The sequence below is a fragment of the Staphylococcus sp. T93 genome, assembly GCF_016743875.1.
Lineage (GTDB): Bacteria > Bacillota > Bacilli > Staphylococcales > Staphylococcaceae > Staphylococcus > Staphylococcus aureus.
In genome coordinates, this window is sequence record NZ_CP068247.1 from 968,791 (window position 1) to 984,127 (window position 15,337).

Sequence of the window (15,337 nt, forward strand, 5' to 3'; positions counted from 1 at the left end):
ATTGGCAAAATATACAATCGTTGATATGGATACTTGTATTGCATGTGGTGCATGCGGTGCAGCAGCGCCAGATATATATGATTACGACGACGAAGGTATTGCTTTCGTAATCCTTGACGATAACCAAGGTACTGCAGAAGTACCTGAGGAATTATATGAAGATATGGAAGATGCAATTGATGGATGCCCTACAGATTCTATTAAAATTGCAGACGAATCATTTGATGGGGACGCTTTAAAATTTGAATAATTGATTTTTTAGACAAATGTTCTATAGAAAAAGCAGGCAAGCTATCGTTTATTGATAGTCACCTGCTTTTTATTATTATGTGTATATTATTTTGCTTTAATTTGATTAAATTCTTTTCAAGAAATTCGCAAGCCTTCTATATAGTAAAATAAATACAATAGAAATAACGATACCTTTAATAATATTGAATGGTATAATTCCTGAAACAATGATTACTTTAAGATTATTTGCGATATCAGCTAAGTTAAATATCATACCGTACAAAGGTAATAGAACGAAATAGTTCAAAATACTCAACACGATAGTCATAACGATTGTTGCAATGATTAATCCAGTAATCAAAGATTTTGTTGAACGTTTATTTTTATAGATGGCGTAAGCAGTTAATAAGAAACTTGCGCCTGCTAAAAAGTTAGCAAATGGTCCAACTGGATCGCCCATACTAAATAAGTAGTTCAATAAATTTTTAACCAGTGCAACTACGATACCGGCAACTGGTCCAAACGTAAATGTAGCTAGTAGTGACGGTACATCACTAAAATCTAAAGTTAAGTATGGTGGCAAAAATGGTATAGGAAACTTGATAAAAGTTAACACAAACGCAATCGCGCTCAACATACTTATTGTGATAAGACGTTTATTTTGTTGCATATTCAATTTTCTCCTTCCATTCATCTCGTAAGAATAGGAGGATTATTGCACAACAAAAAACCTCCATCTTCTCCCATCCAGACTATACTGTCGGCTCTAGAATCTCACTAGATCAGCCACTAATATGATACATACTAGCAGGTCGCAGGCTTTATTTACTGCCGGTTGGGAATTACACCCGACCCCGAAGATGAATTTTACATTATTAAATTTAATTCTCATTAATTTTATACTATATATCACAAAACCTCAATAACTATGCTTAAATTAAATCATAGTTACGTAATTGGAGAGTGATACATTGGTGATTTGCGAGCATTGTTTGGAATGTTGTTTGCTTGATTAATTTTTGAGATGGCTTTTTTGATTCTATCACTCAATTGAGTAAAAATCGTCATAAAATGGAAAGCAAATTATAAGAATCTAGTAGGTTAAAAAGTTTTATATCAGTACTTCCATTTATATTATTATTTAAATCACCAGAAATTACACTTAAAATCTTCTACTTATTTGCCTTCACAACAATAGTAGAATTATCTTTTTATTCTTGATCTACTCAATATACACTATTCTCCGTTAAATTTTCATCATTAATTTTATTCTTGATCAAACACACCATATTCTGAAGTGCTTTCACCGTTAAAATTTGGTTTAACCGTATTTATTTTATTGTCCGAAAATTTTATACTAAGCTCTATACCGTTTGGTATCTCTTTATCTTTTTTTATTTCTTCTGCCATTTTTATTACATTTTCACTGTTACTTTTTTTAGTATAGTTCTTTTTTTTACTAAATAGAGTAGTAGTTACCGAAACTTTAGACTTATCTTTTAATTGCTTCTTAACATTTGACAATTCTTTTGAAAATTCACTGTCACTTTTGTTTAACAATGGTTCAAAATAGTCTCTATACTCAGCTAAATTATAAGGTATGGCCGAAATATAAAAATATTCATTTTCATAACCACTATTTTGCGTCTTATTAATTGCTTCTTTTGTAAATCCTGTATATTGATATTTCTCTTCATTATCTTTGAAAAATTTATATAATTTATCATATTTTTCTTTTTGTGCTCGATATTCAAACCCACTGAGTACTGCACCAACTAAAGTACTCATATCATCACCTTTATCCTTACTTCTTAATGAGCTATCACTGTCAATAATTGATTTATCAAATGGAATACTCGCATTAAATACGATGTCGTGGTCATCACAATGCACGAATACTTCTACACCATCGCCACTACCTATAACATTTGTAGCTTTAACTTTTAGACCGAAGTTATCCATAAAAAATTGTTCGCCTCGCTTAGCAATTTTATCTTTATGCTTCTTTGCAAATTCAATCGCATCTTTTTCTGCAGGTGGTTGGAATCCTTGTCCTACATATTTTGAAGCATCCATTTCTTCTGGTACAGATTTTGTTTCTTTGTTGGATTCGTTATTGGTAGTTGAACATCCTGATAGTAGTATCGTTGCCATTAAGATAAATTTTGCTTTTTTAAGCATATCTCATCACCTATTTATGCGCTTTTAAAAGTTTCATTTTGTAAATAATTATACTCTCTTAATTTATTTGTGTCTTTTAGTTTCTCTCTATATAAATCTTCAAATACATCTGCCTGCTTAAATCGTTTTTCGTTAACTGTAAAGTCATTATCTTTATTGATGTCTTGATAAACCCTATAGCTACTCAATTCTGTTAAATCTCTATCATTTATTTTATTCATCTTCAAATGCTCCAAACGACACTACTTTCTTATCATCAAAACGAGCTTTTTTTGTGCCAATAAGTTTATTTCCTAATTGAGTAGTTATAGTATTCTTGATTGGCATATCTTTTGTTCTTTCAATTTTCTCGGATAAATCTATTACATTATTTATCTTTTCTTTTCTATTCCTTTCATCATTCGTACTAAACAACGTTGCTACAGTATTTGTATTAGCAGTATAGTTTAGCTCTTTTCTAGCTCGTTGCATACCTTCTTTAAACTCTTTATCATTTTTATGTATCAATGGTTCGTAATATTTTCTATATTCTTTTAAATTTCTTGATAAATATGTAATATAAAAATATTCATTTTGATACCCGACGTTTTGCGTCTTGTTAATTGCTTCTTTAGTAAAACCTGTATATTGATATTGCTTTTCATTTTCTTTTAAAAATTTATATAAATTATCATACTTTTCTTTTTGCGCTCGATATTCAAAGCCACTCAGCACTGTACCCACCATCATACTCATATCATCACCGTTGTCATTACTACGCATTGATCCTTTTTGATGGATGGCATCTTTGTACAAAGGTAGACTTGCATTAAATACAATGCCATGATCTTCGCAATGCACATAAACTTCTACACCATCATCTTTACCTACAACATTTGTAGCTTTAACTTTTAGTCCAAAGTTATCTTTAAAGAATTGTTCACCTACTTTTTCAAATTCTTTACGATGCTTCTTCACAAATTCAATCGCATCTTTTTCTGCAGGTGGTTGAAAGCCTTGTCCTACATATTTTGAAGCTTCCATTTCTTCTGGTACTGATTTTGTTTCTGTATTTGTTTCTGTATTTGTTTCTGTATTTGTGTCTTTTTTTGATTCATTATTCATCGCTGAACATCCTGATAACAGTAGCGTTGCTATTAAGATTAATTTCGCCTTTTTAAACATAGCTCATCACCCATTTATGTGTTTATATAGAATATTAAAAAGCATTTTAAAAAAAATTTATTCATCTTTACGATACACTCCATATTCTATTGGATCATTATCATCATAAAAGGCTTTTTTAGTATTAATAGTAGGCTTTCCTATTTGAATTGTAATTGTAGATTTTTCTGGCTTATTTTTAAAATTATATAGTTTATCACTCAGTTCAATTACATCATCAACTGTATTGTCTTTAGTAAAATTTTCCTTTGTACTAAACAATGTTGTTACTGTATCTGTATTAGCAGCGTAATTCACTTCTTTTCTGGCTTGTTCCATTCCTTCTTTAAATTCTTTATCATTTTTATGAATCAATGGTTCGTAATACTTACGATATTCTTTTAAGCTTCTTGACGAGTAAGTGATATAAAAATATTCATTTTTATATCCGACATTTTGCGTCTTGTTTATTGCTTCTTTTGTAAAGCCTGTATATTGGTATTTCTCTTCATTATCTTTGAAAAATTTATATAAATTGTCATACTTTTCTTTTTGTGTTCGATATTCAAAGCCACTCAACACTGTACCAACTAAAGTACTCATATCATCGCCTTTGTCCTCACTTCTTAATGAGCTATCACTCTCAATTATTGATTTATCAAATGGAATACTCGCATTAAATACGATATCGTGGTCATCACAATGCACGAATACTTCTACGCCTTTTCCACTACCTACAACATTGGTAGCTTTAACTTTTAGACCGAAATTATCCATAAAAAATTGTTCGCCTCGTTTGGCAATTTTATCTTTATGCTTTTTCGCAAATTCAACCACATCTTTTTCTGCAGGTGGTTGGAAGCCTTGACCTACATATTTTGAAGCTTCCATTTCTTCTGGCACTGATTTTGTTTCTTTATTAGATTCGTTATTGGTAGTTGAACATCCTGATAGCAGTAATGTTGCTATTAAGATTAGTTTAGTTCTTTTAAACATAGCTCATCACCCATTTATGTGTTTGTAAAACTTTTATGTTTGAAAAAGCTACTTATTCTCAATGAAAACAAGTAGCATTTAATAAATTAATTAGTATACAGCTAGTTTTTCTAATTGTTCTTTAACTTGAATTAAGTTTGACCGTATTAGAGAGGCAGATTGATCCATCGTTTGAATTGCTTGTCCTTCATTTTCGTTCAAGCCATTACAAACAACTTCAAACTGTTGTGCCATTTGATCAAGACGCGCATGAGCTTGTGTGTTTAAAATAAACATATCGTCATAATGTGATGGTTCAAATATCATTTGTACAATCAAAGGCTTCATGTTCTTAACAATATCATCTAAATGGTTATCTAAAATTGGTGACACTGCTTTTAAATCATTAAGAAAAGGCTCCCATTTGCCTAAAGTATTATCTAATTCTTCTAATTTAGTTTTAATATAATTACAAGTTACATTAGGAATCAGGGACAAAAATTCTTTCTTTTTTACATTTAACATTTCAATTGCATGTCTTAAATTCTTACGTATTTTGGGAATTGTATTAATCAAATATTTTATTACATCGACAATTTTCGATGCATATTCATCATATATACCTTGAACATAGTCTGCTATTTTTTTAATACCATCATCGATATGGTCTTTTAATATTTTCATTTTTCTTCCTAAATAATTAGAAGGTATAACTAGACCCTGTACCATATTTTCGCCGCTACAATTAATTTGAAAATTTCCATCTAAAATTGTTGCATCTTGTTGTTTCATAATACTTCTAATATCTGCAATTTGCCTACCATAAATATCATTTTGATTTTTTATTTGGTCTATATTCTGTTTCACTACTTTCAAATGTTTCATCATTTCTTCAGATACTCCATCTCTGAAGTCGTGATCTATATTTTTGAAAATTTCTAAAATTTCATTATCTATACTATCATACACTTTTTCTATAAAAGATTTTATACCTTTAAACAACTCATTAATTCTTTCTTTTAATGCATCCAATGCAAAATCAGGTAATAAGTGTTTAACAGCACTAATACTTTCTATTGTTTCATCTGCAACTTCTTCAAGTGAGTTTATTTTACTAATTAAAGTTCTTTCCATTTCTTCTAACTGAAATAAGTTAATCTTATCCTTAAATCCTTCTGATAATTGTTTCTTTCTATCTGCAAAATTTTTATTTTCATTTTCTGAGATGTTAAAACTTTCATTTAAAAAGATTACGCATTCTGCTAACATACCACTTGTTTCACCAGTAATCAGTTTACTCAACGCATCAAGATTTTCTAAATTAAGTTTAATTAAAGTTCCTCTTCCAGAACGTGCAATCGAATCTCCTGTCCAAACATTTATTGGAATTCGCCCATCCATATCTAATGTTATGTTAATAGTCTTTTTTACTTTTTTTCCATTTTTAATTTCTGTATCTTTTACCGACTTTATTTTGATTAGTGGTACAGTATCGTATGTGTTATCTTTTCTATTTAACTTCCTTTTATAACCTACATGGCTGTCTATTAAAGTATCTAACCTGGGCACACCATCATTAATGTTAACGCGTTTTCCTGGCATATCTTTGATGAATGGATCTTGTAACCATGTTAATAAATCGTTGGTACTATTAAAACTAATCATATTATCAAAGCGTGGTCTAGCAAATTTCTGCCAAGCAGCATAAGGAATCATTGCTGAGTCAGTAGCAACAACTTTTTCATTCGGATGTTTCGCTCCTTGATATTTTGCTCCTGCACCGCCTTCCGAATTACCGCCATCCGCCACAATGGTTTTGTTTTTGAAGTTACTTGATTCCATTCTATATTTTTTTAAAAAATCACTATTTGATAATCTATCTGCATCTTCTAACTTTATTTTATATTGATTTGATAATTGATCTGTTTGCTTTAAATAATCTGTGCTTTCATTATCATTATTCATTAATTTAGCATTTTGGAGCCAATCATCTCCAAACCCCGATGATTTTAATGGATTATTTGGATTAATTGCCTCATTAGATGTTCCTTGATAAATTATTGTCTGTTGACCAGTTGGTTTACTTTTATCATCTAATAACTCATATATTTTAATATCAGCAGCACCATTCAAATTACTATTCTTATCATCATTATAACTGTCTACTTGTTTAAACCTTTTTCCATTAACTTTAAATTCTTTTTTTATATCAATATTTTGATAAACCCAGTAACTACTTAATTCTGTTAAATCCCTATCATTAATTTTATTCATCTTTACTGTGCACCCCATATTCTATTGGACGATTATCATCATAAAAGGCTTTCTTAGTATTAATAGTGGGTTTCCCTATTTGTATTGTGATTGTAGATTTATCTGGTTTATTTTTTAAATTATATAATTTATCACTTAGTTCGATTACATCATCTACTGTATTGTCTTTAGTAAAGTTTTTCTTAGTAGAAAAAAGTGTAGCAACAGCATCTGTATTTGCAGCGTAATTCACTTCTTTTCTTGCTCGTTCCATTCCTTCTTTAAATTCTTTATCATTTTTTCGAATCAGTGGTTCATAATACTTTCGATATTCTTTTAAACTTCTAGAAGAGTATGTAATATAAAAATATTCATTTTTATATCCGACATTTTGTGTCTTGTTAATTGCCTCTTTTGTAAAGCCTGTATATTGATATTTCTTTTCATTTTCTTTGAAGAATTTATATAAGTTATCATACTTTTCTTTTTGCGCTCGATATTCAAAGCCACTCAGCACTGTACCCACCATCATACTCATATCATCACCATTGTCATTACTGCGCATTGATCCTTTTTGATGGATGGCATCTTTGTACAAAGGTAGACTTGCATTAAATACAATGCCATGATCTTCACAATGCACATAAACTTCTACACCATCATCTTTACCTACAACATTTGTAGCTTTAACTTTTAGTCCAAAGTTATCTTTAAAGAATTGTTCACCTACTTTTTCAAATTCTTTACGATGCTTCTTCGCAAATTCAATCGCATTTTTTTCTGCAGGCGGTTGGAAGCCTTGGCCTACATATTTTGAAGCTTCCATTTCTTCTGGTACAGATTTTGTTTCTGTTTTTGTGTCTTTTTTTGATTCATTTTCCATCGTGGAACATCCCCCTAAAATTAATGTCGTAGCTAAAACTGATCCAATGAATTTTTTCATATGACACCTCGAATAATTTAATTAATACAATATATCTATATTTTACCCTATTTTTATAATCAAATAAATAACTTTATCAAACTTTATATTTTTGTATAAATTAGTAATATATTTAATAGTTGATATTCGCAAAAACCCTAAGTTCTAATCCACATACAAAATTCCCCACATCAATCAAAAAACGCATGCTATAAATTAGAGTCTCTAATCAATAACATGCGTTCTGAAATAACTATATTCAATTTTATTCTGGTTTTGGTAGTTTAATAATAAATGTTGTGCCTTTCCCTAATTCGCTTTTAACATCTATGGAACCACCATGCTCTTCGATAATCATTTTACAAATGAACAAACCTAAACCGGTACCTTGTTTACCTCGCGTTCTCGCTGCATCAACTTTATAAAAACGATCAAATACTTGTTGTAAATGTTCTGGTGCAATGCCTGTACCTGTATCTTTAATGTATAAAATATCTTCGCTTTCATTTTCATCACAAGTAATTGCAATTTCATCTCCAGGTTTCGTATAACGTGATGCATTATCAATTAAGTTCGTTAGTACTTGGTCCATGCGATCCATATCATAACTCCAAACACGCTTCTTACAATAATTAAAAGTCATATTTAGACCTAAATCATCAGCTTGTTGGCGATACTTAATTTTCATCTTATCTAGTAACGCTGCAATAGGCTGAACTTCTTTATTTACGGATAACCCTTCAGCATCCATGCGTGCGACATTTAACAATTCATTAACTAAACGATTTAAACGTTTCGATTCATCAAGGACAATGGCAAGCGATTCTTTTATTTCATCCGGTTCTGTAACAATACCATCTACAATTGATTCAGTATAACCTTGAAGTAATGATATCGGTGTACGTAATTCATGTGATACATTAGCAATGAAATCTTTCTTCATTTGATCTAGATTGTGCTCATTAGTCATATCACGAACTGTCACAACAACACCACTTTTACCTCCCTGTTCAATCTTGTCGATATAGCTTGTGGTCACAACAAAGAATCGTGCATTCATTTCTAAATCGCGCATTTCAGTTTGTTTTGATTTAAAAGTATCTTCTATTTGTCTTAATAAGAAAGCTTTAGCATCTTCATCAATATTGTCCATAATATCATTCGCCATCTTATTAGATAAGATAATTTGTCGACTCTCATTAATACCTAGGACACCTTCTACCATAGAGTTAATTAAGCTGTCTCTAATATTTTTAGATGTGGATAATGCGTCGACATGCTCTTCGATTTCTGTACTCATCTGATTAAATGCCTGCGATAATTGACCAATTTCATCTTTCGTTGTGACAGAAGGTTTATAAGAGTAATCCCCTTCAGATACACGTGTAGCTTGGTCTCTTAAACGTCTTAAAGGTTTTGTAATTCTTGACGATAAGAAAAACGCAAAGACTGTTGTAATTGTTAAGAAAATAACAGCCGTAATTATGGTGATAATCGTAATAGCATTATTTGTATCTTCGATTGATTTCAAGTCTTTATATATAAAGACTCCACTATATTTGCTATGACTATTCTTCTGTGCTTTTGTTGGATAGCCTAACAAAATATATGTTTGAGATGAGCCCTTTTCTTTAATCGTTACATTTCGAGTAACAGATTTACCTTTATCAAACACATCGTCAAAATGGTCGTTGTTGACTACTTCATTCAACATTTGCTTTTTAATATTAGAAAGTGAAGCCGTTGATTGACGATGTTTATTATTTATAATCATCAACCCACCAGGATTTTCAATTAATGTTTGACTATATTTTATTGCTTCTTCTTTATTATGTGATTGTTCGACCAGTGAACTTATACGTCTAGCATCTTCTCTTATGGCATTTTCGGTTTCTTGTGTGAAATAGTATTGCATAAAGGTAATTAAAGCAATACTTAATAAAATTAAAACTGTCGTCACTATTAAAATAATAGTTAACCACAGTTTAATTACGACACTATTTAGCCGGCTCATCATTAGATTTAACCTCAAATTTATACCCAACGCCCCAGACTGTTTGAATCATATGCGCAGCTTCACTAGACACACGATTTAACTTTTCTCTAAGTCGTTTAACATGAGTATCAACTGTTCTTAAATCACCATAGAATTCATAATGCCAAACTTCTTTTAATAATTGTTCACGGTCAAATACTTTATTTGGTGTTTTAGCTAAATATATTAATAATTCGTACTCTTTAGGAGTCAAATTAACTTCTTGATTATCAGCAAGTACGCGATGTGCATCATTATCTATTTCTAAATGTTTAAATTCAATCACATCACGTGCGTGAGGTTCGCTTTGTTCTACAGTTGTAGATTGCGTTCTTCTTAGAAGTGCTTTAACTCTTAAGACTACTTCTCTTGGTGAAAATGGTTTGACGATATAATCATCTGCACCAGATTCAAAACCTTCAACACGGTTTGTTTCTTCACCTTTAGCAGTCAACATAATAATCGGTGTTTGTTTATGTTCACGCAATTTAGTTGCCACCTGGATACCATCCATTTCAGGCAACATTAAATCTAGTAGTATGCAAGCATAATTATTCTCCATTGCAAGTTCATAAGCCTCTTGGCCATTACTTGCTTCATGGATTTCAAAAGATTCTCTTTCTAAATACATTTTAAGTAATCTTCTGATTCTATCCTCATCATCTACGATAAGTATTTCGTTCGACATACAGGTCATACCTCCCACACATGCTTTTCTTTACAAAAGTATTATATCACAGGAAAGCGCATACAGTTATTAAAAACCTAAAATTTTGTGAAAAAATTCTCAAACTTTGTGATAAATACATATTTTATTTAATTATTTCCCATGTTCTGCTAAATGACGCATCACTTTTACTTCATGAGGCGTCAATACACGTCCTTCACCAGCATTCAAACCGACAACATTTAAAGGCCCATATTCAATACGAGACAGTTTCGTCACTTGATGACCAAAATGTTCGAACATTCTTCTGACTTGGCGATTACGACCTTCTGTAATTGTAATTTCAACCAATGTTGTGTTTTTATCTTTATCTTGTTTCTTAACTTTCACTTCAGCCGGTTGCGTCATACCATCTTCTAATTCAATACCTTTTTCTAGCGCTTTCACTTCTTCTCTCATTAAATAACCTTTTAATTTCGCAACATATTTTTTCTTAATTTGATATCTTGGATGTGTCATTAAATTAGTAAATTCACCATCATTTGTGAGTAATAACAATCCAGAAGTATCATAGTCTAAACGACCAACAGGATAAATACGTGCTTCTATATCTTTAAAGTAATCTGTAACCACTGTACGTCCTCTATCATCAGATACACTTGTTATCACTTGAGTTGGTTTATGGAATAAAATGTAAATTTTGTCTTCTAGTTCTATTTTAATACCTTCAACTTCAATCGTATCTGATGGCTTCACTTTTGTTCCTAATTCAGTGACAGTCGTACCATTCACTTTCACTTTTCCTTCAGAAATTAAAGTTTCTGCCTTACGTCTTGAAGTATAACCGCTATTAGCTATACGTTTTTGTAATCGTTCTAATTCTTTAGTCATTATTTTCTCCTTTTTGATTGACTAGATTACTGAAAAAAGCATCCATTTCTTCATCGTCTTCTTCAGTTGTCGGCAAATCTTCTATATTGGAAATACCAAATACATTTAAAAATAAATCAGTAGTAATTAACTGTTGGCTACGCTGTTCATTAACCACTTTAGCCTCAACTAGTCCTTTGGCAATCAATGTCTTAACTGCACCATCTGAATTGATACTACGAATTAATTCAATATCACTTCTTGATAATGGCTGGTTATAAGCAATAATTGATAGTACTTCCATTGCTGCTTGTGATAATTTCATTTGTGACTTTTGTTCAATTAATTGTTCAATATACGTTGCCGCTTCTTTTTTAGTCGTTAAAACATACGTCATTCCAAATCGTTGTATCATTAATCCATGTGATGAATAATTTTCAATTAATTCAACGAGTTGGTCTTTCGACATATCTAATATTTCTAATAGTTGTTTTTCATCTAAACCTTCATCGCCAGCTGTAAATAAAAGCGACTCTAATATACCATGATTATCCAAAATGGTAGTTCACTCCTCTAATAATGTTAATATCTTCAAAATTACGTTGTTGCTCAATATTAATTATTCCTGCTTTTGACATCTCTAAAATAGCTAAAAAGTGAGTGACTACTTGTTCAATTGGCTCAGAAAACGTAAACAGACTAAAGAAGTTAAAATGATCTTTATCTTTCAATCTCGATGTCACTTGTTCTGTAGCTTGTTGAATGGTAAATGTCTCTTTTCGGATTTCAACAGATTTAGGTGTATTTAACTCAACTCTATTTTTAACTCTTTGATAAGCTACAATTAATTCAGTTAAATCAATCGTATGATTTGGATCCCAAGATTCATCTGTTTCCAAATGAGATAAATCTGTCGGTCTTTTTGTAAAATAAAAATCTCTTTCTTCTTTCATGTCATTTAAAATAGCAGTATATTCTTTATAATTTTGATATTCTATTAAACGCCCAACTAAATCTTCCCGTGGGTCATCATCAACATCCATATCTGATGTTGATTGTGGTAATAGCATCTTACTTTTAATCATTAAGAGTTCTGACGCTAATACTAGGTATTCACTTGCAATATTAATTTCAAGCTGTTTCATTGCATGAACGTACTGCATATACTGCTCTGTTAATGCTTGCATAGGAATATCATAAATATCTATTTCAAATTTTTGGATAAGATGCAGCAATAAATCTAATGGTCCATTGAAAGCATCTAATTTAACTTCATACATAATATCTACCTCGTATTGCGTCATATGTGCATAATTCTCTAAAATATTATAGCATGAAAATAACTTACTTTTAAATTGGGGTGATAACAAAATGCAACAGGCACTGATAAATTTCTATTATCAATTTCATACTAAGCAACATTATTTCCTATGTCATGACATTTTAGAAGATGCATGGAAAGCTGAAAATAACTACAGTAAGCAAGATGCAGTTGTTAGTTTAATCTTGTTTGCAACTGCTTGTTACCATTATCGCCGCAATAATTTAAAAGGCGCCTATAAGTCTTTTAATAAATCTAAAGAAATAATACAAAATGCTAAAGATAGAGATGCGTTATACCTTAATTTAAATGATTATCAGTTGTTAATTGAGCAACAGATTGCAAAATTGAATGCAGCAAAGCCTTTTTCATCTGTTATATTACCAATAACTCCAGTCTTTGAACGCATCATCAAGGCCAACTATCCAGACTATGATTATAATCAGGAAACAGCAACAGATCCTTTTATTGTAGACCATCACATGCGCCGTGATCGTTCAGAAGTGATTGCAGCAAAAGAAGAAGCGATTCAATTAAGAAAACATAGACGTAATTAATCAACCAATTTAAAAAAGCCACAATAGCACAGACATTTTTAGTCATGTGTATTGTGACTTTTGAGTTATTGTTCACTTTATGCTCTAGGATGAAATTGGTTATACATTTTTCTAATTTGAGATTTCGAAACATGTGTATAGAGTTGGGTAGTAGATATGTCAGAGTGACCTAACATCTCTTGCACTGCTCTTAAATCTGCGCCATTTTCCAATAAATGTGTCGCAAAAGAGTGGCGTAACGTATGTGGCGTTAACGTCTTTTTAATGTTTGCCTTTACACCATTTTGTTTAATCATTTTCCATATTGCTTGTCGTGATAAAGGTTTACCATGCATATTTAAAAATAAGACTTCAGTAACAGTCTTTTTTAAAAGTTGCGGTCTAATCGTTTCAATATAAGTAGTTAAGTACTCAATGACTGCGTCGCCTAATGGTACAATTCTTTCTTTATCGCCTTTACCAAATACGCGTACAAATCCCATTATTAAGTTCACGTTTTCTAACTCTAAATGTATCAATTCAGATACACGCATTCCCGTTGCGTACAGAAGTTCTAACATCGTACGATCACGATATCCATTAATTTTATTTAAATCTGGCGTTTCTAATAAAGCCAACACTTCGTCAACATTTAAAACGTCAGGCAATTTTTTGTCATATTTTGGTGAATCTAATAATACCGTTGGATCTTTCGCCGCATATTTTTCTCTTATAGCAAATTGATGAAAACTACGGATTGTTGAAATAAATCGCGCAATAGATTTAGCAGATTGCCCTTGGTCTATTAAATGCCCCAAACACTCTTGAATTAATTGTCGATCTATAAAATCAATATGCGAGATATGATGTTCAGTCATATAATCTTGATACTTTTTCAAATCACGTCTATAAGCACCAATTGTGTTAGAACTTAGTCCTTTTTCAATTTGTATAAAACGCAAATATTCTTCAATAATTGTTTCCATAACCACACCTCTAAAAAAAGCGAAGGTTAATTTAACCTACGCAATTTACTATCCTTTACCTTTAGCTTGGCACGTTTCACACACACCATGGAAAGTTAAACGATGATCTAAAATTTTAAAATTGAACTCATTTTCAACTCGATTTTCAACTTCTGGTAACAAATCTTCATCGATTTCATCTACACGACCACATTCCATACATACTAAATGATGGTGGAAATGTTTTGCGCCTTCTTTTCTTAAATCAAAACGAGCGACGCCATCACCAAAGTTAATTTTGTCGACAACTTTTAGTTCAGCTAACAACTCTAACGTTCTGTATACTGTCGCCAAGCCAATTTCAGGCGCTTTATCTTTTACTTTCAGATATACGTCTTCAGCACTTAGATGATCTTTTTCATTTTCAATTAGAACTCTAACAGTAGCTTCGCGTTGTGGCGTTAGCTTATATGATGATTGTTGTAATTGTTGCTTAACGCGATTTAATCGTTCTTCCAACGATGTCCACTCCCCTACTAATAATTAAAATCATTACAAATTATTTCAAACTTTACAATTAAAACTAACAGTTTTCTCAATAAAATGCAAGCTTTTCTCATTTGTTATTTAGAATGATTATAATTTAATAATAGGTGTTGCAATGCAATGATAGTCTTCGCATCTTCTATTTCTTTATTCATTAGCATCGATTTAACATTCTCAATCGGAACTTTAATGACTTCGACAAATTCATCTTCATCTAAGTGAACTGTACCTTCTTCTAAATTATCCGTAAAATATATTGATAATTGTTCATCGCAAAAACCTGGTGAACCATACATATCTACAACATGTGTTAACTCTTTGGCAATATATCCTGTTTCTTCTTCTAATTCACGTTTTGCCGCTTCGACTCTATCTTCATCATCTTCTAATTTACCAGCTGGAATTTCTAGCAATGGTTTTTCTACTGGTTTACGATACTGTTTCACTAATACGACTTCTTTTTTAGGTGTCACTGCACAAACAGCAACTGCACCATTATGATAAACTAATTCTCTTGTTGACGTTTCACCGTTTGGTAATGTCACTGTATGAATTTCTACATCTACAATTTTGCCATTATAAATAACTGTTCGATCAATTGTTTTTTCATTTAAATCCATTATAATCACGTTCCTTTAAATTCATATTATATATTGATACACTATGCTTGTTAGCTAAAGTGTATCGAAAGG

The 15,337-nt window shown here is 31.2% G+C and carries 17 protein-coding genes, 1 pseudogene and 1 riboswitch; of the genes and pseudogenes, 2 read left to right on the forward strand and 16 right to left on the reverse strand.

Translation table 11 applies throughout. The features are described from left to right. The first annotated feature begins 1 nt into the window (after position 1). Positions 2-250, forward strand: coding sequence for a ferredoxin (locus JG553_RS04600; RefSeq protein ID WP_001151997.1), 249 nt, complete (start codon positions 2-4; stop codon positions 248-250). 105 nt (positions 251-355) lie between these two features. Here JG553_RS04600 and JG553_RS04605 read toward each other — a convergent pair whose 3' ends face one another. The 13 genes and pseudogenes from JG553_RS04605 to JG553_RS04665 all read right to left on the reverse strand — a co-directional run bounded on the left by JG553_RS04605 (position 356) and on the right by JG553_RS04665 (position 12,557). Beyond that, on the reverse strand, positions 356-901 hold the full coding sequence (locus JG553_RS04605) for an ECF transporter S component (RefSeq protein WP_001186912.1): 546 nt from the start codon (positions 899-901) through the stop codon (positions 356-358). 61 nt (positions 902-962) lie between these two features. Next, a riboswitch (FMN riboswitch) is annotated at positions 963-1,097 on the reverse strand. Positions 1,098-1,179: 82 nt separating this feature from the next. Beyond that, positions 1,180-1,299: a hypothetical protein gene (locus JG553_RS04610; RefSeq protein ID WP_001789947.1), complete on the reverse strand. Its 120-nt coding sequence runs from the start codon at positions 1,297-1,299 to the stop codon at positions 1,180-1,182. A 198-nt stretch (positions 1,300-1,497) separates the two neighbouring features. Beyond that, positions 1,498-2,412, reverse strand: a complete 915-nt coding sequence (locus JG553_RS04615) for a DUF1672 domain-containing protein (protein ID WP_000913219.1) — start codon at positions 2,410-2,412, stop codon at positions 1,498-1,500. Positions 2,413-2,515: 103 nt separating this feature from the next. Continuing rightward, positions 2,516-2,633: pseudogene (locus JG553_RS13415) on the reverse strand (hypothetical protein); the annotation flags it as partial. Beyond that, complete coding sequence (locus JG553_RS04625; RefSeq protein ID WP_000472939.1) at positions 2,626-3,576, reverse strand: DUF1672 domain-containing protein; 951 nt, start codon at positions 3,574-3,576, stop codon at positions 2,626-2,628. The pseudogene JG553_RS13415 and the gene JG553_RS04625, both read right to left, overlap by 8 nt. A gap of 57 nt (positions 3,577-3,633) precedes the next feature. Continuing rightward, positions 3,634-4,551 carry a DUF1672 domain-containing protein gene (locus JG553_RS04630; RefSeq protein ID WP_000476873.1) on the reverse strand — a complete coding sequence of 306 codons (918 nt, stop codon included), beginning with the start codon at positions 4,549-4,551 and terminating at the stop codon, positions 3,634-3,636. A 90-nt stretch (positions 4,552-4,641) separates the two neighbouring features. Continuing rightward, complete coding sequence (locus JG553_RS04635) at positions 4,642-6,804, reverse strand: hypothetical protein (protein ID WP_001033768.1); 2,163 nt, start codon at positions 6,802-6,804, stop codon at positions 4,642-4,644. Beyond that, positions 6,797-7,726, reverse strand: a complete 930-nt coding sequence (locus tag JG553_RS04640; RefSeq protein WP_001548912.1) for a DUF1672 domain-containing protein — start codon at positions 7,724-7,726, stop codon at positions 6,797-6,799. The genes JG553_RS04635 and JG553_RS04640 overlap by 8 nt, the downstream gene beginning before the upstream one ends. A 244-nt stretch (positions 7,727-7,970) precedes the next feature. Continuing rightward, on the reverse strand, positions 7,971-9,722 hold the full coding sequence (gene srrB / locus JG553_RS04645; protein WP_000987769.1) for a two-component system sensor histidine kinase SrrB: 1,752 nt from the start codon (positions 9,720-9,722) through the stop codon (positions 7,971-7,973). Continuing rightward, positions 9,703-10,428, reverse strand: coding sequence for a two-component system response regulator SrrA (srrA, locus tag JG553_RS04650; protein WP_000064078.1), 726 nt, complete (start codon positions 10,426-10,428; stop codon positions 9,703-9,705). The genes srrB and srrA overlap by 20 nt, the downstream gene beginning before the upstream one ends. A gap of 132 nt (positions 10,429-10,560) precedes the next feature. Then, a complete protein-coding gene (locus tag JG553_RS04655) occupies positions 10,561-11,298 on the reverse strand; it encodes a pseudouridine synthase (protein WP_000159577.1) in 738 nt (245 codons plus the stop codon). Continuing rightward, positions 11,291-11,833 (reverse strand): SMC-Scp complex subunit ScpB, encoded by a 543-nt coding sequence (scpB, locus tag JG553_RS04660; protein WP_000368653.1) that lies wholly within the window; start codon positions 11,831-11,833, stop codon positions 11,291-11,293. Before scpB ends, JG553_RS04655 begins: the two co-directional genes overlap by 8 nt. Beyond that, positions 11,826-12,557: a segregation and condensation protein A gene (locus tag JG553_RS04665; protein ID WP_000273371.1), complete on the reverse strand. Its 732-nt coding sequence runs from the start codon at positions 12,555-12,557 to the stop codon at positions 11,826-11,828. The genes scpB and JG553_RS04665 overlap by 8 nt, the downstream gene beginning before the upstream one ends. Positions 12,558-12,648: 91 nt before the next feature. Between JG553_RS04665 and JG553_RS04670 the strand changes: the two genes are divergently transcribed. Further along, positions 12,649-13,155 carry a DUF309 domain-containing protein gene (locus tag JG553_RS04670; RefSeq protein ID WP_001183429.1) on the forward strand — a complete coding sequence of 169 codons (507 nt, stop codon included), beginning with the start codon at positions 12,649-12,651 and terminating at the stop codon, positions 13,153-13,155. 77 nt (positions 13,156-13,232) lie between these two features. On the opposite strand, the gene xerD is transcribed toward JG553_RS04670, so the two are convergent. The 3 genes from xerD to JG553_RS04685 all read right to left on the reverse strand — a co-directional run bounded on the left by xerD (position 13,233) and on the right by JG553_RS04685 (position 15,265). Beyond that, entirely contained in the window at positions 13,233-14,120 is an 888-nt protein-coding gene (xerD, locus tag JG553_RS04675; RefSeq protein ID WP_000447733.1) for a site-specific tyrosine recombinase XerD, read from the reverse strand. A gap of 48 nt (positions 14,121-14,168) precedes the next feature. Continuing rightward, complete coding sequence (gene fur, locus JG553_RS04680) at positions 14,169-14,618, reverse strand: ferric iron uptake transcriptional regulator (RefSeq protein WP_000392691.1); 450 nt, start codon at positions 14,616-14,618, stop codon at positions 14,169-14,171. 104 nt (positions 14,619-14,722) lie between these two features. Continuing rightward, positions 14,723-15,265: an NUDIX hydrolase gene (locus JG553_RS04685; RefSeq protein ID WP_000365246.1), complete on the reverse strand. Its 543-nt coding sequence runs from the start codon at positions 15,263-15,265 to the stop codon at positions 14,723-14,725. Positions 15,266-15,337 lie beyond the last annotated feature (72 nt).